At 69.0% G+C, this 25787-nt stretch carries 26 protein-coding genes; 20 read left to right on the top strand and 6 right to left on the bottom strand.

Annotated elements, in window-relative coordinates:
* Positions 1-213 precede the first annotated feature (213 nt).
* Positions 214-2259, top strand: coding sequence for a sigma-54-dependent Fis family transcriptional regulator (locus GO615_RS09035; RefSeq protein WP_169127140.1), 2046 nt, complete (start codon positions 214-216; stop codon positions 2257-2259).
* A 9-nt stretch (positions 2260-2268) separates the two neighbouring features.
* Here GO615_RS09035 and GO615_RS09030 read toward each other — a convergent pair whose 3' ends face one another.
* Positions 2269-3435, bottom strand: a complete 1167-nt coding sequence (locus tag GO615_RS09030; protein ID WP_169127138.1) for a MalY/PatB family protein — start codon at positions 3433-3435, stop codon at positions 2269-2271.
* A gap of 115 nt (positions 3436-3550) precedes the next feature.
* On the opposite strand from GO615_RS09030, the gene GO615_RS09025 reads away from it, so the two are divergent.
* A complete protein-coding gene (locus GO615_RS09025) occupies positions 3551-4516 on the top strand; it encodes an MBL fold metallo-hydrolase (RefSeq protein WP_169127136.1) in 966 nt (321 codons plus the stop codon).
* A gap of 23 nt (positions 4517-4539) precedes the next feature.
* On the opposite strand, the gene GO615_RS09020 is transcribed toward GO615_RS09025, so the two are convergent.
* The gene (locus tag GO615_RS09020) at positions 4540-5205 is read right to left on the bottom strand and encodes a tetratricopeptide repeat protein (protein ID WP_169127134.1); all 666 of its coding nucleotides are present in this window, start codon (positions 5203-5205) and stop codon (positions 4540-4542) included.
* A 100-nt stretch (positions 5206-5305) separates the two neighbouring features.
* Between GO615_RS09020 and GO615_RS09015 the strand changes: the two genes are divergently transcribed.
* From GO615_RS09015 to GO615_RS08990, 6 genes are all read left to right on the top strand, one after another.
* Positions 5306-6127 carry a tRNA threonylcarbamoyladenosine dehydratase gene (locus tag GO615_RS09015; RefSeq protein ID WP_169127132.1) on the top strand — a complete coding sequence of 274 codons (822 nt, stop codon included), beginning with the start codon at positions 5306-5308 and terminating at the stop codon, positions 6125-6127.
* Positions 6124-6510 carry a sirohydrochlorin chelatase gene (locus tag GO615_RS09010; protein WP_169127130.1) on the top strand — a complete coding sequence of 129 codons (387 nt, stop codon included), beginning with the start codon at positions 6124-6126 and terminating at the stop codon, positions 6508-6510. Before GO615_RS09015 ends, GO615_RS09010 begins: the two co-directional genes overlap by 4 nt.
* A gap of 162 nt (positions 6511-6672) precedes the next feature.
* Complete coding sequence (locus GO615_RS09005; protein WP_169127128.1) at positions 6673-7725, top strand: efflux RND transporter periplasmic adaptor subunit; 1053 nt, start codon at positions 6673-6675, stop codon at positions 7723-7725.
* A 12-nt stretch (positions 7726-7737) separates the two neighbouring features.
* On the top strand, positions 7738-10992 hold the full coding sequence (locus GO615_RS09000; RefSeq protein ID WP_169127126.1) for an efflux RND transporter permease subunit: 3255 nt from the start codon (positions 7738-7740) through the stop codon (positions 10990-10992).
* Complete coding sequence (locus GO615_RS08995) at positions 10989-11213, top strand: YgaP family membrane protein (RefSeq protein ID WP_018987870.1); 225 nt, start codon at positions 10989-10991, stop codon at positions 11211-11213. Before GO615_RS09000 ends, GO615_RS08995 begins: the two co-directional genes overlap by 4 nt.
* 98 nt (positions 11214-11311) lie before the next feature.
* Complete coding sequence (locus tag GO615_RS08990; protein WP_169127124.1) at positions 11312-11623, top strand: PilZ domain-containing protein; 312 nt, start codon at positions 11312-11314, stop codon at positions 11621-11623.
* Positions 11624-11644: 21 nt separating this feature from the next.
* Here the strand turns inward: GO615_RS08990 and GO615_RS08985 are convergent, their stop codons facing one another.
* Positions 11645-12151: a disulfide bond formation protein B gene (locus tag GO615_RS08985; RefSeq protein WP_169127122.1), complete on the bottom strand. Its 507-nt coding sequence runs from the start codon at positions 12149-12151 to the stop codon at positions 11645-11647.
* 229 nt (positions 12152-12380) lie between these two features.
* On the opposite strand from GO615_RS08985, the gene GO615_RS08980 reads away from it, so the two are divergent.
* Both GO615_RS08980 and GO615_RS08975 read left to right on the top strand, forming a co-directional pair.
* Entirely contained in the window at positions 12381-12980 is a 600-nt protein-coding gene (locus tag GO615_RS08980; protein ID WP_169127120.1) for an FMN-dependent NADH-azoreductase, read from the top strand.
* A 104-nt stretch (positions 12981-13084) separates the two neighbouring features.
* A complete protein-coding gene (locus GO615_RS08975) occupies positions 13085-13978 on the top strand; it encodes a pirin family protein (RefSeq protein ID WP_169127118.1) in 894 nt (297 codons plus the stop codon).
* 244 nt (positions 13979-14222) lie between these two features.
* Here GO615_RS08975 and ybiB read toward each other — a convergent pair whose 3' ends face one another.
* On the bottom strand, positions 14223-15143 hold the full coding sequence (gene ybiB, locus GO615_RS08970) for a DNA-binding protein YbiB (RefSeq protein WP_169127116.1): 921 nt from the start codon (positions 15141-15143) through the stop codon (positions 14223-14225).
* A 49-nt stretch (positions 15144-15192) separates the two neighbouring features.
* On the opposite strand from ybiB, the gene GO615_RS08965 reads away from it, so the two are divergent.
* Together GO615_RS08965 and GO615_RS08960 are read left to right on the top strand one after the other, a co-directional pair.
* Positions 15193-16077 (top strand): 2-hydroxy-3-oxopropionate reductase, encoded by an 885-nt coding sequence (locus GO615_RS08965; RefSeq protein ID WP_169127114.1) that lies wholly within the window; start codon positions 15193-15195, stop codon positions 16075-16077.
* Positions 16077-16958: an NAD(P)-dependent oxidoreductase gene (locus tag GO615_RS08960; RefSeq protein WP_169127112.1), complete on the top strand. Its 882-nt coding sequence runs from the start codon at positions 16077-16079 to the stop codon at positions 16956-16958. Before GO615_RS08965 ends, GO615_RS08960 begins: the two co-directional genes overlap by 1 nt.
* A 325-nt stretch (positions 16959-17283) precedes the next feature.
* Here GO615_RS08960 and GO615_RS08955 read toward each other — a convergent pair whose 3' ends face one another.
* Together GO615_RS08955 and mtnA are read right to left on the bottom strand one after the other, a co-directional pair.
* Positions 17284-17937, bottom strand: a complete 654-nt coding sequence (locus GO615_RS08955; protein ID WP_169127110.1) for a class II aldolase/adducin family protein — start codon at positions 17935-17937, stop codon at positions 17284-17286.
* On the bottom strand, positions 17934-19001 hold the full coding sequence (gene mtnA / locus GO615_RS08950; protein WP_169127108.1) for an S-methyl-5-thioribose-1-phosphate isomerase: 1068 nt from the start codon (positions 18999-19001) through the stop codon (positions 17934-17936). Before mtnA ends, GO615_RS08955 begins: the two co-directional genes overlap by 4 nt.
* Positions 19002-19233: 232 nt before the next feature.
* Here mtnA and GO615_RS08945 point away from each other — a divergent pair, with 232 nt between their 5' ends.
* The 8 genes from GO615_RS08945 to GO615_RS08910 all read left to right on the top strand — a co-directional run bounded on the left by GO615_RS08945 (position 19234) and on the right by GO615_RS08910 (position 25751).
* On the top strand, positions 19234-20391 hold the full coding sequence (locus GO615_RS08945; protein WP_169127106.1) for a pyridoxal phosphate-dependent aminotransferase: 1158 nt from the start codon (positions 19234-19236) through the stop codon (positions 20389-20391).
* Between the two features lie 155 nt (positions 20392-20546).
* Entirely contained in the window at positions 20547-20798 is a 252-nt protein-coding gene (locus tag GO615_RS08940; RefSeq protein WP_169127104.1) for a PP0621 family protein, read from the top strand.
* A 2-nt stretch (positions 20799-20800) separates the two neighbouring features.
* Positions 20801-22369, top strand: coding sequence for a sensor histidine kinase (locus GO615_RS08935; RefSeq protein ID WP_169127102.1), 1569 nt, complete (start codon positions 20801-20803; stop codon positions 22367-22369).
* Positions 22366-23760, top strand: coding sequence for a sigma-54-dependent transcriptional regulator (locus tag GO615_RS08930; protein WP_169127100.1), 1395 nt, complete (start codon positions 22366-22368; stop codon positions 23758-23760). Before GO615_RS08935 ends, GO615_RS08930 begins: the two co-directional genes overlap by 4 nt.
* A 198-nt stretch (positions 23761-23958) precedes the next feature.
* Positions 23959-24258 carry a nucleotidyltransferase domain-containing protein gene (locus GO615_RS08925; protein ID WP_169127098.1) on the top strand — a complete coding sequence of 100 codons (300 nt, stop codon included), beginning with the start codon at positions 23959-23961 and terminating at the stop codon, positions 24256-24258.
* On the top strand, positions 24255-24734 hold the full coding sequence (locus GO615_RS08920) for a hypothetical protein (RefSeq protein WP_169127096.1): 480 nt from the start codon (positions 24255-24257) through the stop codon (positions 24732-24734). Before GO615_RS08925 ends, GO615_RS08920 begins: the two co-directional genes overlap by 4 nt.
* Positions 24735-25029: 295 nt before the next feature.
* Positions 25030-25329, top strand: coding sequence for a nucleotidyltransferase domain-containing protein (locus GO615_RS08915; protein ID WP_169127094.1), 300 nt, complete (start codon positions 25030-25032; stop codon positions 25327-25329).
* On the top strand, positions 25326-25751 hold the full coding sequence (locus tag GO615_RS08910; RefSeq protein ID WP_169127092.1) for a hypothetical protein: 426 nt from the start codon (positions 25326-25328) through the stop codon (positions 25749-25751). Before GO615_RS08915 ends, GO615_RS08910 begins: the two co-directional genes overlap by 4 nt.
* The last annotated feature ends 36 nt before the right edge of the window (positions 25752-25787 follow it).

Here is a 25787-nt window from a genome sequence, read left to right as displayed (position 1 = left end):
AGGTGAAAAAACAATTTAAGCAAATCCTGTTTCTGGCACCTCCTTTGCTATTCTTGTTAAACGCGAGCACCACCTTGCACGCGTATTTGCCGGAGATTCCACGTACCACAAAACACACACAACGCGCTGTCGCCTGCAGAACCTACAGGACTTGTCCAAACGGCCGCGCATGACGCGGCTCGCAGCGATCGGCGCAACAGGAGGAGAGACTTGATGACACGGGTGCCCGAAGGGCAGATGTTTTCCGACCCGGGTAGCGACGCCGCCGTGATGGCGGCGTGGGAACGCTTTCTCGACGGCGAAAGCCGTCCGTCCGACTCATTGCGCGCGCTCGTCGACCGTTCGTGGCAGCGCTGCCAGGAGCAAAACGTCGATCCCGACAAACGCAGCGCGCCGCCTCCGGTCGACGAGTCGATGCTGGAGTCGATGAAGGAGCATCACGGCGAACTGCTGCAGGCCAGCGCCCCGATCATGGCCTGTGCGCGCGATTTTCTCGCGGAAACCGGCACCGTGATGGCGCTCGCCGACACGAGCTGCACGATCCTGACGATGGAGGGCGACAACCCGACCATCGGGACCGCAGAGAGCATCCATCTGTTGCCGGGCGTCTCCTGGAGCGAACGCATCTGCGGCACGAACGCGATCGGCACGGCGCTCGCTGTGGGCGAGCCGGTGCAGATCCACTCGGCGGAACATTATTGCGCCGGCATCAAGCGCTGGACCTGTTCGGCCACCGTGATCCGCCACCCGCACGACGGCGAGATCATCGGCGTCGTCGACGTCTCGGGCCTGTCCGAGAGCTACAGCCGCCAGAGCCTCGCGCTGGTCGTGACGACCGCAAGCCGCATCGAGAACAAGATCGCGATGCGCGAGATGGAGCGGCGCTACCACCTGCTCGAAGCCTCGCTGCAGCGCTGGTCCAACGGCACCGACGGCCTCGTGCTGTTTGACCGCCGGGGGTACCCGGTGCGCGCCAACGAGATCGCCCAGGCGGCGATGACCTCGCTGGGCGCCGACCTCGACCTGTCCGCGCCGCGCCGTGTCACCGCACTGGCGATCGGCGACAACGGCGAACTCGTGCGCACGCCGGCGCTGCCCGCCTGGCTGCGGCCCGAATGGCTCGAGCCGGTATACGGCGCACAAGGGCAGCGCCTGGGCACCCTGCTCGTGTTGCCCCTGCCCCGCATCGGGCGCGCGATCTCCGGGGAAGGCGCACGTCGCCTCGTCAGCGAGCCGGCGGTGGCGGCGAACGACATGCCCTCCGGCTTCACCTCCATCATCACCCGCGACCCGGCGCTGCGCGAGGCCGTGCGCAAGGCCGACCAACTCGCGCGCTCCAAGGTGCCGGTGCTGCTGCTGGGCGAGACGGGCGTCGGCAAGGAAGAGTTCGCCCAGGGACTGCACAAGGCCAGCCCCTTCCGCGACGGTCCTTACGTCGCGCTGAACTGCGGCGGCCTGTCGCGCGAACTCCTCGCCAGCGAACTCTTCGGCTATGTCGACGGCGCCTTCACCGGCGCGCGGCGCGGCGGAATGGTCGGCAAGATCGAGGCCGCCAACGGCGGCACGCTGTTCCTCGACGAGATCGGCGAGATGCCGCTCGACCTGCAGCCGCACCTGTTACGCGTGCTCGAGCAGAGCGAGATCTACCGCCTGGGCGAAAACGTGCCGCGCAAGGTCAGCTTCCGCCTCATCGCCGCGACCCACCGCGACCTGCGCAAGGAAGTCGCCGATGGCCGCTTCCGCATGGATTTCTTCTACCGCGTCGCGGTGACCTCGGTGCGCATCCCGCCGCTGCGCGACCGCGTCGGCGACGTGCGCGAGCTCGCCCGGCACTTCGTCGAACGCTTCTCGAAGCAGCACGAGCTCGGACTACGCCGTCTCGACGAGGAGCTGCTCGCCCGGCTCGAGAGCTACAGCTGGCCGGGCAACGTGCGCGAACTGAGGAACGTCGTCGAGAGCGTGCTGCTGATGAGCGACAGCGAGTGCGTCGGCATCGACGCCTTGCCGCCGGAACTCCTCGGCATGGCCGACTCCCCGGTCAGCGCGCCGGTCGCGACCGCGCTTGGCGCACTCGCGACGAACGCGCCGGTCGGCAGCATCGCGGAAGGCGAGGCGGAGCTCATCCGCCGCGCGATCGCCGCTACCCACGGCAACCTCACGCGTGCTGCACGCGAGCTCGCCATCGCGAAGAGCACGCTGTACCAGAAGGTGAAGCTGTACGGGCTGGAGCGCGACATCGGGCGGGTGCGCGCGGGTTGAGCGGCGCGGCTAGGCCCGGGCCGCGTGGCGGGCGTGCAGCGCGCGCAGCATGCGCTGCAGCGCTTCCTCGAGCAGCGCGCGCGGGCAGCCGAAGTTAAGGCGCACGAAGCCGGGCATGCCGAAGGGGGCGCCGTCGGATAGCCCCACGCCGGCATCCTCGAAGAAGCGCATGGGGTTATCGAGCCCGGCGCCACGGCAGTCGATCCATGCAAGGTAGGTCGCTTCGGGCCGCGTCGTGGCGAGGCCGGGCATCGCGGCGACGGCCTCCATCACGAGGTCGAGGTTGCCGCGCAGGTAGTCGAGCAGGGCCGCGCGCCACGGGCCACCGTCACGGTAGGCGGCCTCGGCGGCGACGAGGCCGAGCAGGTTGTTGTGCGGGACGACGCCACGCATCTCGTGGCGGAAGCGCCGACGCAGCGCAGGGTCGGGGATGATCGCCAGTGCGCAGTAGAGCGCGGGGATGTTCCAGGTCTTGGACGGCGCCATCAGCGTGATCGTGCGCCGGGCGGTCGCTTCGTCGAGCGCGGCGATCGGGATGTGCGGCGTGGCCGGGTCGAGGACGAGGCCGCAGTGGATCTCGTCGGAGCAGATCACCAGGTCGTGCCGCTCGGCGAGGCCCGCGAGCCATTCGAGCTCGTCGCGGTCGAACACGCGGCCGACCGGGTTGTGCGGGTTGCACAGCATCAGCAGGCGGGTGCGCGCGGTGATGGCATTTTCCACGTCCTCGCGGTCCCATCCCCAGCGGCCGTTCTCCAGCCTGAGCGGGCGCGTGACCAGGCGCCGGTCGCTGTTTGCCGGCGCGGTGAGGAAGGGCGGATACACGGGCGTCGCGGTGAACACCTCGTCGCCGGCTTCGCCGGTCGCGCGGCACGCGAGGTTGAAGCCGGTGACGACGCCCGGCAGCCACACGATCCAGTCCGCCTCGATGTGCCAGTCGTGGTCGCGGGCGATGCCGTCGATGACGGCGTCCGACAGACCGGGCCAGGGGTCCGTGTAGCCGAACACGCGGTGGTTGATGCGTGCGCGGATCGCGTCGATAACCGGCGGCGGTGCGGGGAAGTCCATGTCCGCGACCCACAGCGGCAGCACGTCGCGTCCGGCGTAACGGCCCCATTTCTCGCCGGGGACGGCGCTGCGGTCGGGGACGTGGTCGAAATCGAATGACGCGGGGCTCATGGTTGCGGCTCCTTGGTGGCCGGATGGGCAGGTTGGGGAATTCCCGGCGGGAATTGTCCGCGGGCGAGGGATACAATTACACAAAACGATCCGCTGGCGTTGGAGGAAGACAATCGTGCAACACCTCACGGCCCACCCCGATGGCATTCTCGCGGTGGACTCCGGCTACTGCCACCCCGGCCTTGCGGCCATTCACCTGATCATCCACGAGGGGCGTGCCGCCGTCGTGGACACCGGCACCAATGCCTCGGCGCCGCGCGTGCTGGCGGCGCTGGCCGCTGCGGGGATCGTGCCCGAGCGCGTGCAGTGGGTGATCCTGACGCACATCCACCTCGATCACGCCGGCGGCGCCGGCAGCCTGATGTGCGCGTTCCCGAACGCGAAGCTCGTCGTCCATCCGCGCGGCGTGCGCCACATGGCCGATCCGGCGAAGCTGTGGGAAGGCACCTCCGCCGTGTATGGCGCCGAGCGCGCCTTCGCGCTGTACGGCCGCCTGGCGCCGGTCGCGGCCGAGCGGATCGTCGCGACCGAGGAGGACATGGTGCTCGAGCTGGGCACGCGCAGGCTGCGCATCCTGCACACGCCCGGGCACGCGAAGCACCACATCTGTATCTGGGACGAGACCGCGCGCGCCTTCTTCACCGGTGACACCTTCGGCCTGTCGTATCGCGAGTTCGACGTCGACGGCCGGCCTTCGGTGTACCCGACGACGACGCCGACGCAGTTCGATCCGGATGCGCTGCACGAGTCGATCGACCGGCTGGTGAGCTATCGGCCGGACGCGATGTATCTGACCCACTACAGCCGCGTGACCGGCGTGGATCGGCTTGCGGCCGACCTGCACCGGCTGATCGACACGCAGATCGCGGTGGCAAGGGCGGCGCGCGGCGAGGGGGTCGCACGTCACGTCGAGATCCTCGCGGGGCTGGAGCAGATCGTGCGCGAGGAGGCCGAGCGCCATGGCTGGCCGCTTCCGGAGGACGAGATGTTCGCCCTCTTGCGCACCGATCTCGAGCTCAATGCCCAAGGGCTGGGGGTCTGGCTCGACGATTGCGCGCTGCGCGAACTGAGCACCGCCTGATCCACCGGCCGCGGGGCCGCGGTTTACCGCTCTTCCTCGCGCGGCCGGTCCTGCAGCGCTTCGTACTTCGCCCGCGCGGCGGCGTCGCCCTGCAGCGCCGCCTGCGCGTACCAGTGCTCGGCCTGACGGAGATCGGCGGGCAAGCCGTCTCCCGCTTCGTACATAGACGCGACGATGTACTGCGCGCCCGCGTGTCCTGCGCGGGCGGCGGCGAGGTACCAGCGCGCGGCCGCGGCGAAATCGCGCCCCATGCCGTGCCCCACGTAGTACATGGTCGCCAGGCTGACCTGGGCTTCCGTGTGTCCCTGCTCGGCGGCGCGGCGGTACCACTCCGCCGCGGTGGGCAGGGATTTCGCGACGCCGCTGCCGCGGTCGTACAGCAGCGCGAAGTTGTACTGCGCCTGGGCGAGACCGGCGCCGGCCGCGCGCCTGAGCCAGCGCCACCCGGCGTCGGGTTCCGGTGCGGCGGTTTCCTTGCGGAACATCATCATCGCGAGGTTGAACTGCGCCAGGCGGTTGCCGGCCCGCGCAGCGCGCTCGAACAGCCGCGCCGCCTCGTCCAGCCGGCCCGCCTCGTAGGCGCTGACCGCGCTTTGCGCGAGCGACGCGGGCGGTGTGCTGTCGGCGTGGGCGGGTGCGGCGCCGAGCAGGCCGGCGGCCAGTAGCGTACGGCATGCCAGATGGCGCATCGTGGGTCCTCCATTGGCCCATTGGAGCGAAGGCGCGCGGGCGAGTTCATCGCGGCCGCGCTGCGGTAACATCCGCGCTTCTGCGTGAACGGTAATTGCCATGTCCGGCCCGAGTTTCGAATCCCCTGTCGAAGTCGATCGCGAGCGCCGTTTCGGCGGCATCGCCCGCCTGTACGGCGCCGATGCGCCCACACGCCTCGACGCCGCGCATGCGTGCGTGATCGGCGTGGGCGGGGTCGGCTCGTGGATCGCCGAAGCGCTGGCGCGCAGCGGGGTGGGGCGCATCACGCTGATCGACCTCGATCATGTCGCCGAGTCCAACATCAACCGCCAGATCCACGCGCTGGATCCGACGCTGGGGCAGGCCAAGGTGCTGGCGATGGCCGAGCGCATCCGTGCGATCAATCCGCATGCGCGCGTCGAGGTGGTCGAGGATTTCGTCACGCCGGACAACGCGACGGACCTGCTGCAAGGCTTCGACGTCGTCGTCGATGCGATCGACAACGTGCGCGCCAAGGTCGCGATCGTGCTGGTGTGCCGCCGCCGGCGTATCCCGCTGATCGTTGCCGGCGGCGCCGGGGGCAAGACCGATCCGGGCCGTATCCGCGTCGACGACCTGTCGCGTACCGAGCAGGATCCGCTGCTCGCCAAGGTGCGCAAGCGCCTGCGCAGCGAGCACGGTTTCCCGCGCAATCCCAAGCGCCCCTTCGGCATCGAGGCGGTGTATTCGTGCGAGCCGTTGCGGCTCGACGACCTCGCGTGCGACCTGCCGCACGGACCGCAGGGGCTCGCGTGCGCCGGCTACGGCTCCAGCGTCGCGGTGACGGCATCGGTCGGCATGTTCGCCGCCGCGCGCGCGATCGAACGTCTGCTGGCGCCGCCGGTCGACGCCAGTCCGGAAACTGTCGAGAGCGAATCATGAGCGAAACACATGCGGTGGTGCTGTTCGGGCACGGCGCCCGCGATCCCGAGTGGGCTCGGCCGATGCGGCGCACGCGCGATCACCTGCGCGCACAGGCGCCCGGGCTGCGCGTCGAACTGGCCTTCCTCGAGTTCATGGCGCCGACGCTGGACGAGGCGATCGCCGCGCTGGCTCATGACGGCATCCGGCGCATCACCGTCGTGCCGATGTTCATCGCCCAGGGCGGGCATCTGAAGAGCGACGTGCCCAGGCTCGTCGCCAGCGCGCGTGCGCTTCACCCCGGTTGCGAGATCACGCTCGCGTTGGCGGTCGGGGAGGCGGACGGCGTGATCGCCGCGATGGCGGACTACGCGCTGGGTTGCAGCGTGGCATCGCGGGACTGAGATGGAGTGGCTTCCGTGGGAGCGGCTTCAGCCGCGAAACGGATACGGATCAACGGCACGCGTTCGCGGCTGAAGCCGCTCCCACAAGAACGGACCCGACGGTAGCGGCGGGAAATGTTCCGGAGGCTTGACTCGGCTTAATATAAGAATAAACTTATATTCATGACGAGATATTCCATCATCCGGATCGCTTTGCCCGCGCTTGCGCTGGCCCTCGCAAACCTGGCGCAGGCGCAGGTGCCCACGCAGCGCATCGAGGCGCGGGCGGTCGGCCTGACCCATCCCGCCGAGGCCACGCTCGAAGCGGTGCATCAGGCCACACTCGCCGCGCAGGTGCCCGGCCGCATCGTCGAGCTCAAGGTCGACGCCGGCGACCGCGTCGCGAAGGGACAGGTGCTGCTGCGCATCGACGCCGCCGAGGCGAGCCAGGCGGTCGCCGGGGCCGAGGCCGGCATCGCGCAGGCGCAGGCTGGCCAGATCAACGCGAAGGCCGCGTACGAGCGCACGAAGAGCCTCGTCGAGCGCAAGTTCGTCAGTCAGTCCGCACTCGATCAGGCAAAGGCGTCCTACGACGCGGCCGAAGCCCAATTGCGCGCGGCGCGCGCAGGCCGTGGCCAGGCCGCGACGGTGCAGGGCTACACGACGATCGTCGCGCCGGTCGCGGGGCTGGTCGCGGCGCGCCATGTCGAGCAGGGCGAGATGGCCCAGCCGGGGCGGCAGCTCGTGACCGTATATGACCCCGCGGCGATGCGCGCCGTCGTCGACGTACCACAGCAGCGCCTCGCCGGCCTCGCAACTGGACAGATCAAGGCGCGCGTGGAGCTGCCCGATACCGGCCGCTGGCTCGATGCCGCGAGCGTCACGGTGCTGCCTGCCGCCGACCCGCGCACGCACACCGTGCGCGTGCGCGTGGACCTGCCCGCGAACGCCGAAGGGCTGGTGCCGGGGACCTTCGCGCGCGTGCATTTCGTGACGGGCGAGGGCACGCGCATCGCCGTTCCCGCCGGCGCGATCCTGCGCCGCGGCGAGCTGACCGGCGTCTATGTCGCCGACGGCAAGGGCGGCTTCGCGCTGCGCCAGATCCGTGCGGGGGAGCCGCTCGCGGACGGCAATGTCGAGGTGCTTGCCGGCCTCGTCGGCGGCGAAGAGGTCGCGCTCGATCCGGTGCAGGCCGGCATTGCCGCGCGCGCGGCGCGTGCCGGCGCGGCGCGCTGACGGAGGGCGACCATGAGCGCTCCGCTCGGCATCTCCGGCCGCATCGCCGGCGCCTTCCAGCGCAATGCGCTGACGCCGCTGCTGGCGCTGATCCTCCTGCTGATGGGCGTGTTCGCGACGCTGATCACGCCCAAGGAGGAAGAGCCGCAGATCGACGTGACCATGGCCAACGTGCTGGTGCCCTTCCCGGGCGCTTCGGCACGCGACGTCGAGGCGCTGGTGGCGCGCCCCGGCGAGCAGGTGCTGTCGCGCATGGCGGGCGTCGAGCACGTGTATTCGGTGTCGCGCCCCGGCATGGCGGTAATCACCGTGCAGTTCGAGGTCGGCGTGCCGAACCAGGACGCGCTGGTGCGCCTCTACGACACCGTGCATTCGAACAAGGACTGGCTGAGCCCGCAGCTGGGCGTGGGCGAGCCCATCGTCAAGCCCAAGGGCATCGACGACGTGCCCATCGTGAGCCTCAGCTTCTGGACGGCCGATCCCGCGCGCAGCGGCTTCGAATTGCAGCAGGTGTCGCGTGCGGTGGAGCTGGAACTGAAGCGCATCGACGGCACGCGCGACGTGACGACCCTCGGCGGCCCCGGCCATGTCGTGCGCGTGCTGCTCGACACGCAGCGCATGAACGCGCACGGCGTCACCGCGCAGGACGTGCGCGCCGCGCTGCAGCTCGCGAACGCCTCGCAGCCGGCCGGCAGCCTGGTCGCGGGCAACCGCGAGGTGCTGGTGCAGACCGGCACCTACCTGGAATCCGCGGAGGACGTGCGCAGCCTCGTCGTCGGCGTGCAGGAGCGCAAACCAGTTTACCTGCGCGACGTCGCGCGCATCGAGGACGGCCCGGAGCAGGCGACGCAGTACGTGTGGTTCGGCACCGGCGCCGCGGCGGCGCAGAAGGGCATCGCCGAGCAGGGCGCCTTCCCGGCGGTGACGCTGGCGGTGTCGAAGAAGCCCGGCGCGAACGCTGCCGACGTCGCCGATGCGGTGCTCGCGCGCGCCGACGGCTTGCGCGGCCAGCTGATCCCCGAGGGCGTCGAATTCACCGTCACGCGCAACTACGGCCAGACCGCCAACGACAAGGCCAACACGCTGATCGGCAAGCTGGTGTTCGCGACCGGCGCGGTCGTGCTGCTGGTGTTCTTCGCGCTCGGGCGGCGCGAGGCGCTGATCGTCGGTGTCGCGGTCGGCCTCACGCTCGCGGCGACGCTGTTCGCGTCCTGGGCGTGGGGCTTCACGCTCAACCGCGTGAGCCTCTTCGCGCTGATCTTCTCGATCGGCATCCTCGTCGATGACGCGATCGTGGTCGTGGAGAACATCCACCGCTGGCACACCCTGGAGCCCGATACGCCGCTGTGGCAGCTCATCCCGCGCGCCGTCGACGAGGTCGGCGGGCCGACGATCCTCGCGACCTTCACGGTGATCGCGGCGCTGCTGCCGATGGCCTTCGTCACCGGGCTGATGGGGCCCTACATGAGCCCCATCCCGATCAACGCGTCGATGGGCATGTTCATCTCGCTGGCGGTCGCCTTCGTCGTCACGCCCTGGCTCGCGCAGAAGCTGTTGAAGTCGGTGGACGCGCATCACCACGAGGGCGAGGACAGGCTCACCGCCTGGCTCGACCGCCTGTTCCGCCGCACCATGACGCCGATGCTCGATCCGCTCAAGGGCGGCCGTGCGCGGCTCAAGCTGTGGCTCGCGGTGTTCGCGCTGATCGCCGTGTCGGTGGCGCTGCCGGCGGTGCAGCTGGTCGTGCTGAAGATGCTGCCCTTCGACAACAAGAGCGAATTCCAGGTCGTGCTCGACATGCCGGTCGGCACCCCGGTCGAGGAGACCGCGCGCGTGCTGCGCGAGATCGGCGAGCATCTCGGCACGGTCGAGGAGGTGTCCGACTGGCAGGCCTACGCCGGCACCGCGAGCCCGATCAACTTCAACGGCCTCGTGCGCCAGTACTACCTGCGCAGCGCACCCGAGATGGGCGACATCCAGGTGAACCTCGTCGACAAGAAGCACCGCAGCCGCAAGAGCCACGAGATCGCGGTCGCCGTGCGCGACGAGGTCACGCGCATCGCGCGCGAGGCCGGCGGCAACGCCAAGGTCGTCGAGGTGCCGCCGGGGCCGCCGGTGCTGTCGCCCATCGTCGCGGAAGTGTACGGGCCCGACTACGGCGGGCAGACCGCCGTCGCCGGCAAGGTGCGCGCCGCCTTCGAGGGCACGGCGGACATCGTCGGCGTCGACGACACCGTCGACGAGGCCGCGCCCAAGCTCGTGCTGCGCGTCGACCAGGCCAAGGCCGCGCGCATGGGCGTCGCGCAGGCCGACATCGTCGAGGTCGTACGTCTGGGGCTGGCGGGCGAGGACGTCACGCCGATCCACGGCGGCGACAACAAGTACGAGATCCCGGTGCGCATCCAGTTGCCGTCCGAGCGCCAGTCGAGCGTCGACGCGCTGCTCGCGCTCAAGGTGCGCGCACGCGACGGCACCCTGGTGTCGGTGTCGGAGCTCGTCACCGTGCAGGACACGGCGCGCGAGCAGGTGATCCATCGCAAGGACCTGCTGCCGGTGGTGTACGTCACCGGCGACATGGGCGGACGGCTCGATTCGCCGCTCTACGGCATGTTCGACATCCGCTCGCAGATCAACGGCATGGCCTTGGCCGGGGCTCCCGGCCTTGCTGGCACGCTCGGCGAATGGTTCATCCGCGCACCGGACGACGCCTATGCGGGCTACAGCGTGAAGTGGGACGGCGAATGGCAGGTCACCTACGAGACCTTCCGCGACATGGGTGCCGCCTACGCGGTGGGCCTGATCCTGATCTACCTGCTGGTGGTCGCGCAGTTCAGGAGCTACCTTGCGCCGCTCATCATCATGGCGCCGATCCCGCTCACCATCATCGGCGTCATGCCGGGCCACGCGCTCCTCGGTGCGCAATTCACCGCCACCTCGATGATCGGCATGATTGCGCTCGCAGGCATCATCGTGCGCAACTCCATCCTGCTCGTGGACTTCGTCAACCAGCAGGTGCGCGCCGGCATGGACCTCGGTGAGGCGGTGATCCGCGCCGCCGCGGTGCGCGCCAAGCCGATCGGCCTGACCGCGCTGGCGGCGATGATCGGCGCGCTCTTCATCCTCGACGACCCCATCTTCAACGGGCTGGCTATCAGCCTGATCTTCGGCATCCTGGTGTCCACGCTGCTCACGCTGGTGGTGATCCCGGTGCTGTATTACGCCGCGATGCGCAAGCGCGTCGCGCAACTGCAAGGAGAAACGCAATGACCCTGACCGTCAACCAGTTCGTCCGCATCTTCGCCGGCGCCTTCGTGCTGATCTCGCTCGCGCTGGGCGTCGAGGGCTCGCCGCTGTTCGTGAGCAAGAACTTTCTGTGGTTCACCGCCTTCGTCGGCGCGAACCTGTTCCAGAGCGGCTTCACGCGCTTCTGCCCGCTGGAGATCTTCCTGCGCAAGGCGGGGGTGCCGGACGGCGGCAGCTGCCGCTGATCTTCGGCATATCCGGGATGGGCCGTGAAAGGATGCGGCGCGGATGACGGTGGAAGGCTACAATCGGGCTGTCATCGAAGCGGAAGCCAGTCCGGCCCATGAACGATCGCGCATCCCACGTTGAACGGCGGCTCGACCGCCGCATCCCGCTCGGCTGTCCGGCGGCGATCCGCCTGAAGACGGGCGAGACCATCCATGGCGAATGCGTCGAAATCGGCGTCGGCGGGATGACGCTGCGCGCGCCCTACGTGCCCGGGCAGGCCGAGGTGCTGGAGGTGATGGTCTCGGTGCCCGGAAACGGCTCCGTCGCCCGTCCGCCGCTCGTCACGCGGCTGGAGGTCAAGCGCTGCCACGCGCTGGGGCAGGGCATGTACGAGATCGGCGGCACGACCGTGCGCGTCGTCGGCTGACGCGCCGCAGTCTTCAGGTTATCAGCCGCGCCCCTTCCCGCGCACGATCAGCGTGATCGCCCCGATCGCGACCAGCGTCAGCATCGCCAGCGACCAGTTTGCGATCGAAAGTCCCAGGAAGCTCCAGTCCACCTTGGAGCAATCGCCCGCGCCCTGGAAGATCATCGGCAGCGCGTCCGCGAGCGGGAAGCTGCCGAGCATGAATTCCAGGTCAGGCCCGCATTCGGCCACTTCCGGCGGATAGATCTGCATCCAGGTCTGGCGCGCCGCCACGCCCGCTCCCGCAAGCGCGGCGACGAGGATCAGCCCCGAATAGGCGCGCGTGCCGCTGCGGCCCGGATTGTGCAGACCTGCCACGAGCGCGAAAAGCGCGATGGCGATGAAGGCATAGCGCTGCATGATGCACATCGGGCACGGCTCGAGGCCGACGACGTGCTGCAGGTACAGGCCGAAGCCGAGCAGGGCCACGCAGGCGGCGAACAGTCCAAGGAAGAGGACGCGGGAGGACGGTGCGGATGAATTCATCATGGGCGAAGACGGGTGAATGAGGCGCGATTGTAGGTCAGTCCGGCGCATTCGTCCCCGGCGCCGGTGAAAAGTTCAGTCGCGATTGCGACCGCAAGGGGCGGGCGCGCAATCCCCGGTGGCGCGGGTGAGTGCGGATCTGGCAACAGTGAAGTGCAAATGTTCTGGTTTTTCCGCAACAATGCTTCCCCTAAAGTTGCCCCATCGACAAACCACTTCGATGGAGCAACGAATGAACATCCTGCAAGTCAATTCCAGCGCCCGTGCCGCTGCTTCCGCTTCCACCCGCGTTGCCAACAGCATCGTCGAGCGCCTGCGCGCCGCGAACCCCGGTGCCAGCCTCGTCGTCTGCGATCTCTCCAGCACCCCCCATCCCATCCTCGATGAAGCCGCGCTGGGTGCACTCTTCACGCCCGCCGAGCAGCGCACGTCCGAACAGGCCGCCCGCGTCGCGCTCGATGACGCGCTGATCGCCGAGATCCAGGCTGCCGACGCCGTCGTGCTGGGCGTGCCGATGTACAACTTCGGCGTGCCGGCACAGCTCAAGAACTGGATCGATGCGATCGCCCGCGCCAATGTGACCTTCCGGTACACCGCGAACGGCCCGGAAGGCCTGCTGAAGGGCAAGAAGGTGTACATCGCGTTTGCGCGCGGCGGCAAGTATCGCGGCACCGAGGGCGACTCCCAGGTGCCGTACCTGAAGACCGTGCTCGGCTTCCTCGGCATGACCGACATCAGCTTCGTCTTCGCCGAAGGCCTGGCGATGGGGCCGGAAGCGGAACAACAGGCCTTCGCCGACGCCCAACGCGACATCGAGGCGGCTTTCGCGTAAGTGTCTCGCTGCCTCGCACTCCCGGACGCCGGACGCATAGATCCGGTGCCGGGCAAGAAACAAATACAGAGAGCCCCCCCTGACCCCGACAGGAGAACCAGACCATGTCCGACACGAAACAGCAACGCAAGAGTGAAGAAGTCAGCCGCTCGCGCGGCGTCGAGCGCCTCGTGGCCGGGCAGGCCACCTCCGATGGCGCGGGCGTGAAGCTCACTCGCGTGCTGACCCAGCCGCTGCAGCGCCGCCTCGACCCCTTCCTGATGCTCGATGCATTCGGCAGCAACGATCCGGGCGATTACATCGCCGGTTTTCCGGACCACCCGCACCGCGGCTTCGAGACCGTCACCTACATGATCGCCGGCCGCATGCGCCATCGCGACAGCGCGGGCCACGAAGGCCTGCTCGAGAACGGCGGCGTGCAGTGGATGACCGCCGGCAGCGGCGTGATCCACTCCGAGCTGCCCGAGCAGGAAGAGGGCGTCATGGAAGGCTTCCAGCTGTGGCTGAACCTGCCCGGCCGCGACAAGATGTGCGCGCCGTGGTACCGGGACTTCGCCGCGGGCGAACTGCCGACCTTCACGACCGAGACCGGTGCCGCGGTGACCGTGATCGCCGGCGAGAGCCATGGCGTCGCGGGGGCGGTGACGCGTGACGCGACCGCGCCGCTCTACCTCGACATCCACCTGCCGGCCGGCGCCCGCTTCGCGCAGCCCCTGCCGGCCGGGCACAACGCCTTCATCTACGTGTATCGCGGCGAGGTCACGGTCGCCGGCACGCAGGTCGCGGTGCAGCGCATGGCGATCCTCGCCAACGATGCCGCCGCGGATGGGGTCGTGATCGAGGCGGGCGCGGCGCCGACGCGCGTGCTGCTGATCGCCGGGCAACCTCTCGGCGAGCCGATTGCGCAGTACGGTCCCTTCGTGATGAACACGCAGGCCGAGATCCACCAGGCGCTGGCTGATTACCGCGACGGGCGTTTCGCGCCGATCTCCGGCTGACCCCGAGCCGCGCCGCCTGTCCTGCGCCCGGCAGGAGAGGCTTTAGCTACGGCGGGAGTTTCCCCTCCCTGAGCTTTCGCCGCGGTTGAAGTCTCTCCTGCCGGGCGTAGGACTCTTGGCCACGCTCCGCTTCAGGTGGGAGCGGCTTCAGCCGCGAATCGGTGGTCTTGTATGTAACGCGGCCATTCGCGGCTGAAGCCGCTCCCACAGGATACCGGCCCCTCGCGTCACGAGAGCGCAGCGTTCAGGCCTCGGTTGCAAGCCGCACCAGCAGCGCGGCCTGGTCGAGCACCGGTTGTGGAATCGGCACCTTGCCCGCAAGCATCGCGCGGATCAGCGCCGCGTTCTCCTCCACGCCGGGCGCGTCCGGCAGCCCATCCAGCGGCGGCGCGCCGCCTTCCTCCGCGGGCCAGGCGAGCTCCGCGACGCCATCGCGGAACGCCTGCATCGCCGGTCGCCGGCGCGGGTTCGCGTAGGCCTCGCCTTCCGTGCCGCGCATCAGCATCGCCCGCCCGCCATCCACGACGAGGAACTCGTGCATGCGTTCGAGATACTCCGGATGCGTCACCGCGACCACCCGCACGCTGCGACCGATGCACGGGTCCACGAGCTTCGCCATCGTGTGGCCGCTGCCGCGCACGCCCAGGCGCAGGCGCAGGCTCAACAGGGCATCGAGCCCCGGTAGCAGCTCGTCGAGGCGCAGGCAGGCGATGCGCTTCTCGGCGAGCTCGCGGTGCGCGTCGCCGACACCGAGCGCGGGATGGATGCCGAGCGCCGCAAGCAGTTCGAACGGACTCACGCGCGACTCGAAATCGTGCCGCCCCTGGATCAGCACCGGCACCCCTTCGCGCGCGAGCAGCAGCGCGACGAGCGGCATCAGGTTGGCCTGGCGGCGCGCGCCGTTGTAGGTCGGCAGGATCACGCAGCGCGGGCCCGGCGGCACCGCGACTTGAGCGCAGCGGGCATCCATCGCGCGCTTGAAGCCCAGCAGCTCGTCGCGCGACTCGCTCTTGATGCGCAGCGACACGACGATCGCGCCGAGCTCCAGCTCCGGCACCTTGCCGTCCAGCATGTCGCCGAACAGCTGCTCCGCTTGCGCGGGGTCGAGGTCGCGCGCGCCCTTGGCGCCACGGCCGATTTCCTTGATGATGGGGGCGTAGGTCATGGCGAAGATTATGCGTCGCCATGCGCGTTCCAGCCACAGGAGAATCGAAATGGAAGTCGGATTCATCGGCCTCGGCCTGATGGGGCGCCCGATGGCGCTGAACCTGATGAAGGCCGGGCACAAGGTGCATGTGTGGAGCCGCCGGCGCGAGTCGATGCAGCCCTTGCTCGACGCGGGCGCGGGCGATTGCGCGAGCGCGGCGGAACTCGCCTCGCGCGCCGAGGTCGTCATCAGCATGGTCGCGGATGCGCCCGACGTCGAGCAGGTCGCGCTCGGCCCGCAAGGTGTCGCGGACGGCGCCCGTCCCGGCCTGATCTTCGTCGACATGAGCACCATCGCCCCGGCCGCGGCCCAGGCCATCGCCGCGAAGCTCAAGGCGCGCGGCATCGAGATGCTGGACGCGCCGGTGTCGGGCGGCGAGATCGGCGCGATCAACGCGACCCTCACGATCATGGTCGGGGGCGACGCGGCCGCGTTCGAGCGCGTGAAGCCCGTGTTCGAGGCGATGGGCAAGACCGTGTCGCTGATCGGCGCGAGCGGCGCCGGCCAGGTCGCCAAGGCGTGCAACCAGATCCTCACCGGCGTCGGCGTCGCGGCCGTGGCCGAGGCGATGAACTTCGCGCAGAAGAGCGGCGTGGATGCGGCGAAGGTGCGCGAGGCGCTGCTCGGCGGCTTCGCCTATTCGCGCGTGCTGGAGAACCACGGCCAGCGCATGCTCGACCGCAACTTCAAGCCCGGCTTCAAGGCGTGGATGCACCAGAAGGACCTGCGCATCGTGATGGAAGAGGCGCATCGCCTCGGCCTCGCGCTGCCGACCTCCGCCGCGACCGCGCAGATGCTCAACGCGATGGTCGGCAGCGGCCTGGGCGAGAACGACTCGATCGCGATGCTGAAGCTCCTCGAGCGCATGAGCGGCGGGGAGGGGCAGGACTGATGGAGGTCGGTTTCGTCGGCCTGGGCGCGATGGGGCGCCCGATGGCGCAGCACCTGCAGCGCGCCGGCCATCGCCTGCACCTGTGGGCGCGGCGTCCGGAAAGCGTCGCGCCCTTCGCCGGGACCGGCGCGGTCGTGCATGCGACGCCGGCCGAGCTCGCCGCGGCGACGGATGTCGCGTTCACGATCATCACCACCAGCGAGGACGTCGAGCGCGTCGCGCTGGGCGAGGGCGGTTTCGTCGAGGGCGCGCGGCCGGGCTGGGTGCATGTGGACATGAGCACGATCGCGCCGGGCACGACGCGCCGCATCGCCGCCGCGCTGGCTGCGCGCGGCGCGGCGATGCTCGATGCGCCGGTGTCGGGCGGATCGGTCGCCGCGGAGGCGGGGACGGTGGCGATGATGGTCGGTGGCGACGCGGCGGTGCTCGAGCGCGTACGCCCGCTGCTCGCAACCTTCTCCCGCGCGATCGTGCATGTCGGCGGCAACGGTGCCGGCGAGGTCGCCAAGGCGTGCAACCAGATGGTGATGGTCGCGGCGATCCAGGCCTGCGCCGAGGCCATGCTGCTCGCCAAGGCTCACGGCGTCGATCCGGCGAAGGTGCGCGAGGCACTGATGGGCGGCTCCGCGGCGTCGCGCATGCTCGACGTGATGGGTGACCGCATGATCCGGCGGGATTTCGCCGCCGGCATCGAGGCGCGCCTGCATCACAAGGACTTCGGCATCCTGATGGACGAGGCGGCGCGCCTCGGCGCTCCGCTGCCGATCGCGGCGCAGGTGGGGCAGCAGCTCAACGCGCTGATGGCGCAGGGCGGGGCGCATAGCGACACGTCCAGCCTGATCCGCGTGCTGGAGCGCGCATCCGGGCGCGGCGATGCGTGACGATTCACCTGCGGCGGAAGGCGCTTCGCTTTTCTGCCCTGCGCCGCAGGTGCTGATGTCCTTCGCCAGTCCGCGATGTGTCGGGGCTCGTGCCGAGGTCGGCAAATTTCGGGCGGGTGGATCGGCGGGATGCGCTTCGCTCCTCCCGCCCTACGATTCGCACCTCCAGCACGGATCGCCTTCGTCCCGGTCACCGTAGGTCGGGAGGAGCCGAAGGCGGATCCCGACATGCAGCCGTCGAGCGGGTGTCAGCGGCGGTCGGGAAATCGGCGACCGTTGGATCGGCGGGATGCGCTGCGCTTCTCCCGCCCTACGATTGGCTCCGTCAGCCCGCCCGCGGCTTGCCGTACCAGCGGAAGCGCTCCACGACCTCCGCCATCTCCGCGTCCGACAGGAGCACCGGCTCGCCGATCTGGCGGGTGCGCCAGTACTGCTCGCACAGCGTCTCGAACTCGATCGCCAGATCGAGCGCATTGTCGAGGTCGCGCCCGGACACGAGCATGCCGTGGTTGGCCATCAGGCAGGCCGAGCGGCCGTCCATCGCCGCGAGGATGTTGTCCGACAGGGCCTGCGTGCCGAAGGTCGCGTAGCGCGCGCAGCGCACGGTGTTGCCGCCGAAGCGCGCGATCATGTAGTGGAAGGGCGGGATCTCGATGCGCTGGCATGCGAGCGAGGTCGCGAAGGGCGCGTGCGCGTGCAGGATCGCCCCCACCTCCGGGCGTCGCGTATAGAGGTCGTGATGGAAGCGCCATTCGCTCGACGGCGCGACGCGCCCGCTGGCGCTGCCGTCCGCGGTGACGATCACCATGTCCTCCGGCGTGCAGGCAACGGGCGGCATGCCGCTGGGCGTGATCAGCATGCCGCCGTCGATGCGCACGCTGACGTTGCCGGCCGTGCCGGTGTTGAGTCCGGCCGCGCTCATCGCGTGCGCGGTCGCGAGGAGTCTTTCGCGTACCGCCAGTTCGACGGAAAGGCTCATCGCGTCGCTTCCGGATACAGGTCGCGCAGCCCCCCGGGGGCGCACACACCGCGCTCGGTGATGATGCCGGTGATGCAGCGGGCGGGCGTCACGTCGAAGGCGGGGTTGGCCGCGGCGGTGGTTTCGGGCGCGAGGCGCAGCGTCTTCACCGCGCCGTCGCAGTCCAGTCCGAGCACCGTGCACACTTCGCCCGGGCCGCGGTCCTCGATCGGGATCGCGCCGCCGTCGGCGCAACCGAAATCCACGGTCGAGAAGGGTGCGGCGATGTAGAAGGGCACGCCGTGCTCGCGCGCGGCGAGCGCCTTCAGGTAGGTGCCGACCTTGTTCGCCGCGTCGCCGTTGGCTGCGACGCGGTCGGCGCCGGTGATGACGACGTCGACCTCGCCGCGCGCGAGCAGGATGCCGGCCGCGTTGTCGGCGATGAGGCGCAGCGGCACGCCCGCTTCACGCAGTTCCCACGCGGTGAGCAGCCCCTGGTTGCGCGGGCGCGTCTCGCTGACCCACACCTCTACGGCAAGGCCAAGCGCCTTCGCCGCATACACGGGGGCGAGCGCGGTACCGGCGCCGCAGGTGGCGAGCCAGCCGGCGTTGCAGTGGGTCATCACGCGCAGCGGACGGTCGAGACCGGCGGCCAGGCGTTCGAGGATCGCGAGACCGTGTCCGCCGATAGCGGCACACATCTCGGCGTCGTCGCGGTGGATCGCCTCGGCCTCGCGCCAGGCAGCCGCGGGGCGTTCGGTCGGGACGAGGGGGTGCAGGCGCTCGCGCATCCGGCCGAGCGCCCAGTGCAGGTTCACGGCAGTCGGGCGGGTCGCGGCGAGGGTGGTCAGTGCATGCTCGAGGCGGGCGTCGCTGGCATCGGTGGCGAGGGCGATGGCGACACCGTAGGCGGCGGTCGCACCGATGAGCGGGGCGCCGCGCACCTGCATCGCGTGGATCGCGGTCGCGACCTCGTCGAGCGTGGCGAGGCGGCGCAGCTCGCATGCGTGCGGCAGCAGGGTCTGGTCGAGGATGACGACGGCGTCGCCGTCGCGGCGGATCGTGGGAATGGGCTGGGTGAACATGGGGGTATTCTAGCGTGTGGCGTTTGCGCCGGGCGTCGCTCCCGTAGGGCGGGAGGAGCCGAAGGCGTATCCCGCCATGCAACGGTCGGGATGCCATCGGGCCGTGGGATGGCGGGATGCGCTGCGCTCCTCCCGCCCTACGGTCCTGCTGTTCCTGCGGCCTTCGCCCTGATTGGTGATCCGTTTGTGCTCTGCCAGAATGCTCCGATCCACTGAACAAGACCCGCACACCATGCCGCATTTCCCTGCCCCCGTCGAATCCCGCCTGCCGAACGTCGGCACGACGATCTTCACCGTGATGTCGCGCCTCGCGCAGGAATGCGGCGCGATCAACCTGTCGCAGGGGTTCCCGGACTTCAATGCCGAGGACGTGCTGTTCGAGCGCGTCGCGCACTGGATGCGCACGGGACACAACCAGTACGCGCCGATGGCTGGCGTCGCGCCGCTGCGCGAGGCGATCGCGCGCAAGGTCTCCACGCTCTACGGCACCGCGTACGACCCCGAGGCCGAGGTCACGGTGACGGCCGGTGCGACGCAGGCGCTATTCACCGCGGTTGCGGCGCTCGTGCGCCCCGGCGACGAGGTCATCGTGTTCGAGCCGGTGTACGACTCGTACGCGCCGGCGATCGAGCTGCAGGGCGGGCGCGTCGTGCGCATGCAGCTGGCGGCGCCGGACTATCGGCCGGACTGGGGCGCGGTCGCCGAGGCGATCACGCCGCGCACGCGCATGATCATGATCAACAGCCCGCACAACCCGACCGCCACGGTATGGACGGCCGGCGACATGGCACGGCTGGCGGCGCTCACGCACGGCACCGGCATCGTCATCGTCTCCGACGAGGTGTACGAGCACATCGTCTTCGACGGCCTGCGCCACGAGAGCTGTGCCCGCCATCCGGAACTGGCCGCGCGCAGCCTGATCGTGTCGAGCTTCGGCAAGACCTACCACATCACCGGCTGGAAGGTCGGCTACGTCGTCGGCCCGCGCGAGCTGATGGCGGAATTCCGCAAGGTGCACCAATTCAACGTGTTCACGGTGAATACGCCGGTGCAACTCGCGCTGGCCGACTACATGGCGGACGCGTCGCGGCACGAGGGGCTGGCAGCCTTCTACCAGGGCAAGCGCGACTTCTTCCGTGAAGCGCTCGCCGGTTCGCGCTTCGAGCTGCTGCCCTCGTCCGGCACCTATTTCCAGCTCGCGCGCTACGGCGCGATCTCGGACGAGCCCGATACCGCCTTCGCGCAGCGGCTCACGCGCGTGACGGGGGTTGCGGCGATCCCCGTGTCGGCCTTCTTCGCCGACGGACGCGACGAGCACGTGATCCGCTTCTGCTTCGCGAAGAACGAGGCGACGCTGGCGGCGGCGTGCGAGCGCCTGCAGAAGGTGTGATGCGGAGTGCGTGCTAGACTCTCCCGCTTGGTATTCCCGTAACTGGTCCGGCATCCGCTACCGTTCGGGCTGAGCCTGTCGAAGCCCTGCCTGTGCCCTTCGACAAGCTCGGGGCGAACGGTGGTATCTGCCAGCCGCCTTGGTAAATCCGCATCGTGCGAAACCTGCTCCTCCTCGTCCTCGTCCTCGTCGGCATCTGGTGGGTGCGTCGCGCCCTGAACCGGCCGGGCGGCACTGACTCGTCGGCAGGCAAGCAGACCGGCGAGCGCAAGGGCGTGCCCGAGCGCATGGTCAGCTGCGATCATTGCGGCGTCCACGTCCCCGAGAGCGAAGGCGTGCGCGACGGCGATCGCTTCTTCTGTTGCGAGGAGCATCGCCGGATCGGCTCCGGGCGCCAGGAACCCTGAACATGCGTGCCGCCGCGGACGAACGCCGCGACCTCGCACGCCGGGGGCCGCTGCGCTACCTGAACCTCTTCCGCCTGATCCTCGCCGGGCTCTTCCTCGTCGCCGGCCTCGAGCTCAATCTGGGCTCGGATGCGCCGAGAATCTTCAATGCCGCGGCGTTTGCCTACCTCGCCGCCGTGCTGGCGCTGGGATTCCCCGATGCGGCACGCCGCTTCGGCGTAGACCGCATCATCACCGCACAGGCCGTGATCGACATCGCCGTCCTCGCGGTGATGATGTGGGCCAGCGGCGGCTACCGCAGCGGCATGCCCGTGCTGATGATGGTCGTCCTCGCCGGGGCGGGCCTCGTCGCCGAAGGGCGCATGGTGCTGTTCTATGCTGCGCTCGCGACCGTCGCCGTGCTGGCCGAAAACGTCTGGCGTTTCTTCGCCGGCGAGCGCGCGGCGGACTTCCTGCAGGTCGCCTTCGTATGCACCGCCTTCTTCGGCATCGCGATCACCGCGCGCTTTCTCGCGTTGCGCGCCAAGGCCAACGAATCGCTCGCGGTGCAGCGCGGCGAGGCGCTCGCCAAGCAGCAGGCGGTCAACGAGCGCATCATCCATGACATGCAGGACGGCGTGCTGGTGGTCGCGGCCGACGGCGTCGTCCGTCAGGCCAACCCGCGCGCGGCGGAGCTGCTCGGCCTCAGCAGCGTCGACGGCCTGCGCCTGACCGATGTCGATGAGAATTTCGCCGACGTGCCCGCCTGCTGCAGCGTTCCCGAAGGCAGCCTGCGGCGCCTCGGGCCGGCCGGCAAGCTGCTGCGCTGCCGTGCGGTCGGCGCGCAGGAAGACGCCGACGGGCGCAGCGCTGAGGGCGGCGAGACGGTGATCTATCTCACCGATTTCGAGGAGATCCAGACCCATATCCAGCAGCTCAAGCTGGCCGCCCTGGGGCGCCTCACGGCCAGCATGGCGCACGAGATCCGCAACCCGCTGTCTGCCGTCACCCAGGCTGCCGAGCTGCTGACGGAGGAAAAGCGCGGCGACGTCCAGGTCCGCCTCGTGCGCATCATCAACGACAATGCCCGCCGCATCGAGCGCATGATCCGCGACGTGCTGGCGCTGGGGCGGCGCGATGAAATGCTGCCCGAGGCATTGCCGCTGGCGTCCTTCGCGTGCGGGCTGCTGGACGAGTTCGCGCTGCGCGGCGGCGCCGAGCGCGAGGTCTTTGCGCTCGACATCCCCGACGATGCAACTTTCGCGATCGACCGCGCCCACATGCACCAGATCCTCGACAACCTGGTCGGCAACGCGCGGCGCTACTGCTCCGGCGCGCCCGGCTCCGTGCGTGTCTTCGCCCGTGTCGAAGCGGGTGGGCGGGTGGCCGTGCACATCGTCGACGACGGCCCCGGCATCGCCGAGTCCGACCGCCCGCGCATGTTCGAACCCTTCTTCACGACGCACCCCAAGGGCACCGGGCTGGGTCTCTACATCTCCCGCGAACTGGCCGAAGCCAATGGCGCCACGCTCGAATTGCGCGACAATGCGCCGGGCGCCCATTTCGTGCTCACCGGACGGAGTCAGCCATGAACACATCCGAACGACGCAACCGCCCTGCCGGAATCGATGTCCTCGTCGTCGACGACGAGGAGGACATCCGCGAAGTTCTGGAACTCTCGCTGCTGCGCATGGGCCTCGCGTGCGATAGCGCCGGAACGGTCGAGGATGCGCGCCGCCTGCTGGCCGAAAAGAGCTACCGCCTGTGCCTCACCGACATGCGCCTGCCGGACGGCGACGGGCTCGATCTGGTCGCGCACATCCAGTCGCACGCGCCGGGCCTGCCGGTCGCCGTCATCACCGCCTTCGGCAGCATCGAGACCGCCATCCGCGCCCTGAAGTGCGGCGCCTTCGACTTCGTCACCAAGCCGGTCGAGTTAAAGGCCCTGCGCGAGCTCGTCAGCCACGCGCTGAAACTACAGACCGCGGCATCGGCCCCCGCGCCCGGCGCTGGCAATGCGACGCGCACCCTCATCGGCACGTCGCCGGCGCTCGAGCACCTGCGCGCGCAGATCGCCAAGCTGGCGCGCAACCAGGCCCCCGTCTTCATCCAGGGTGAGTCCGGCACCGGCAAGGAAGTGATCGCCCGCCTCATCCACGAGCTCGGTCCGCGCGCGTCGGCGCCCTTCGTGCCGGTGAACTGCGGCGCGATCCCGCCCGAACTCATGGAAAGCGAGTTCTTCGGCCACCGCAAGGGCGCCTTCACGGGCGCCGTGTTCGACAAGGACGGCCTCTTCCAGGCCGCGCGTGGCGGCACCCTGTTCCTCGACGAGGTCGCCGACCTGCCGCTGGCGATGCAGGTCAAGCTGTTGCGCGCGATCCAGGAGCGCGCCGTGCGTCCCGTCGGCGCCCATGCCGAAGAATCCGTCGACGTGCGCATCCTGTCCGCCTCGCACCGCGACCTTGCCCAGCTCGTCGCCGACGGCAAGTTCCGCCAGGACCTCTACTTCCGCATCAACGTCATCACGCTGCGGGTGCCGCCGCTGCGCGAACGTCCGGAGGACATCCCCGAGCTGGCCGCGCACATCCTCGCGCGGCTCGCCGAGCGCGATGGCGTCCCGCCGCACCGCCTAGCGCCCGACGCCGCCGCAGCCCTCAGGCAGCACCCCTTCCCGGGCAATGTACGCGAACTGGAAAACCTGCTCGAACGCGCGTGCGCGCTGTGCGACGGCGACGAGATCGGCGCGGGTGACATCGACCTGCACCCGACCGAAGGCATCGCCCAGCCCTTGCGCCCATTCGGCGCCGCCGAAGCGTTTGTGGCCGAAGCGGATGTCGACAACGACGAGGACGGCGAGGACGAGCGCGTGCGGATCCTGCGGATGCTCGACGAAACGCGCTGGAACCGCTCGGAGGCCGCGCGGCGTCTTGGGATGACGCTCAGGCAGTTGCGCTATCGGCTGCAGAAGTGGGGGATGGAGTAGGGGAACGGGAGGCAGATCGAGGCTGCCCGTGCCTCTGTGTCTTCTTGGTCTTGCCTTAGTGCAAGCAGAGTGGGCGTCTCGCTGTTTCGAGGACGGGAAATCGCGTTCCGTTCCCTATTTCCACAGTTTCGACCCTGAATCCCTGCGTCGTGGCGCCGGATGTAGAATCGACCGGAGCGGTTTTCAAGGATCAAACATATGAGACTGAGTCCCGAGCAAGTGGCCGCTATCCGACAAACGGCTGCCGAGGTTTTCGGCGACGATGTGGGCGTGTGGTTGTTCGGGTCGCGTGTCGACGACAGCAAGAGAGGCGGCGATGTCGATTTGCTGCTGTCGCCCGTGTCGCTCGACGCGCGGGAACAGTTGCTGCGCAAGGTCCGCTTTCTTTCACGCCTGGAGCGCCGCCTTGGCGAGCGCAAGGTTGACGTCGTTATCGAGGGGCCGGGCGATACACGTCCGATCGTCCGTATCGCCCATCAAACCGGAGTTCGGTTATGACCCGCTCCCCCGAGTTGCTGGCGCTTCAGCAGGCTCTCGAAACTTGTCGATTGCATGAGGAGGGTTTGCGTGATGCGCTTGGAGACCTGGCGTTGCGTGCGTTGTGCCGCGGCGATCTTGCCTCGCTCGGAAAGGAAGATCGCCGTCTCCTCGATCAGTTTGCCTATCGCTATCTGCGACTTCAGGATGATCTAGGTGCGCGGCTCATGCCGGCGGTGTTACGTGCGCTGGGGGAGGAGGTTGCGTCGATGGCGGCGCTCGATCGTTTCGCCAGACTGGAGCAGTTGGGGTGGCTTCCGTCGGCCGAGGAGTGGTCCGATCTTCGGCGCGTGCGGAACGAGTTCGCACATGACTATCCCGAAACCGATGACGAGCGGTTTGCGCGGCTGCAACTTGCTATCGACTCCGCGCAACGGGCGCTGCAGATCTGGACTGGTTTTCGCGACAAGGTGCGGATGCGCTGGCCTGGTTTGTGAAAACGTGGGGGCGTGCGTGTCGAGAAGAACTGTCATCTGCTCTCCCTCGCATCGAGTTCGGCATCGAAACGCGGCTTCATGAAGTCATCCCCGATCCGTCCGGGCAGGTGTCCGGGGCGCCCGCCTGTGGTCGGAGGCACGAAACACAGTCGGGTTGGACTCCCGGCGCGGATCCGCAACGCAGCATGGCGGTGATTGCGCGCTAATTCAGCAACGAACTTGCAACTCAGGACAGTACCTAATCCCCTGTTTCCCCCGTCCTGGATGATCGCGATTCGATGCTAGACTTTGTCCCATGCGTCTTACCGAACAACAGCGATTGCAGATCAGGAAGGCAGCGAACCGCTCGCTCGGGGAGCAGGCGGAGGTCTGGCTGTTCGGTTCCCGCGTCGATGATGACGCCCGAGGTGGCGACATCGACCTGTACGTCGAACTGGATGGCGACGCGGCTGAGGTCCTGGAGCGTCAGTTGCGGTTTTATGCGACCCTGCAGCGTGAGCTCGGGGAACGGCGGATCGACATCGTTGTGCATCGCAAAGGAACGCCCTCCCGGCCGATCGACCGCGCTGCGCTGCGTCATGGGGTCAAGCTGTGACGGGCGCGATAGAGCGGCTGTGGTACCTGCTTGCGCTGGTCGGGCGCGAGGAAGAGCAGCTTCTGGGCGTGTCCTCGCGTCTGTTCGTCGGCAAGTTTTCGCGCATGCAGGACACGATGATGGACAAGCTCTTGCCGACCTTCCTCGTGGCTATTGGCGAGCGAAGCGCCACGGCATTGGACAACCTCAATCTCGCCCACAAGCTGCAATTCGTGACCGACCCGGACGCCTGGCTGGCGATGCGCCTGCTGCGCAACAAGCTCGTGCATGAGTACGTCGAAGATGTCGCAGAGTTGGCTGCGGCGCTCGTCAAGGCGAGAGACCTCACAGGTGAGCTGAGCCGGTCTTTCCGCGTGATTCGCGAATATGCGGGGCACAGTCTCCCCCCTCTCGCAGCGTCGGAAACCTCGACGGACGGTTAAACGAGTGCGAGTTGTGGGAGTGGCGCGGATCTGACG

The sequence above is a fragment of the Aromatoleum evansii genome, assembly GCF_012910805.1.
Lineage (GTDB): Bacteria > Pseudomonadota > Gammaproteobacteria > Burkholderiales > Rhodocyclaceae > Aromatoleum > Aromatoleum evansii.
This window is presented reverse-complemented; position numbering and strand designations above follow the sequence as displayed.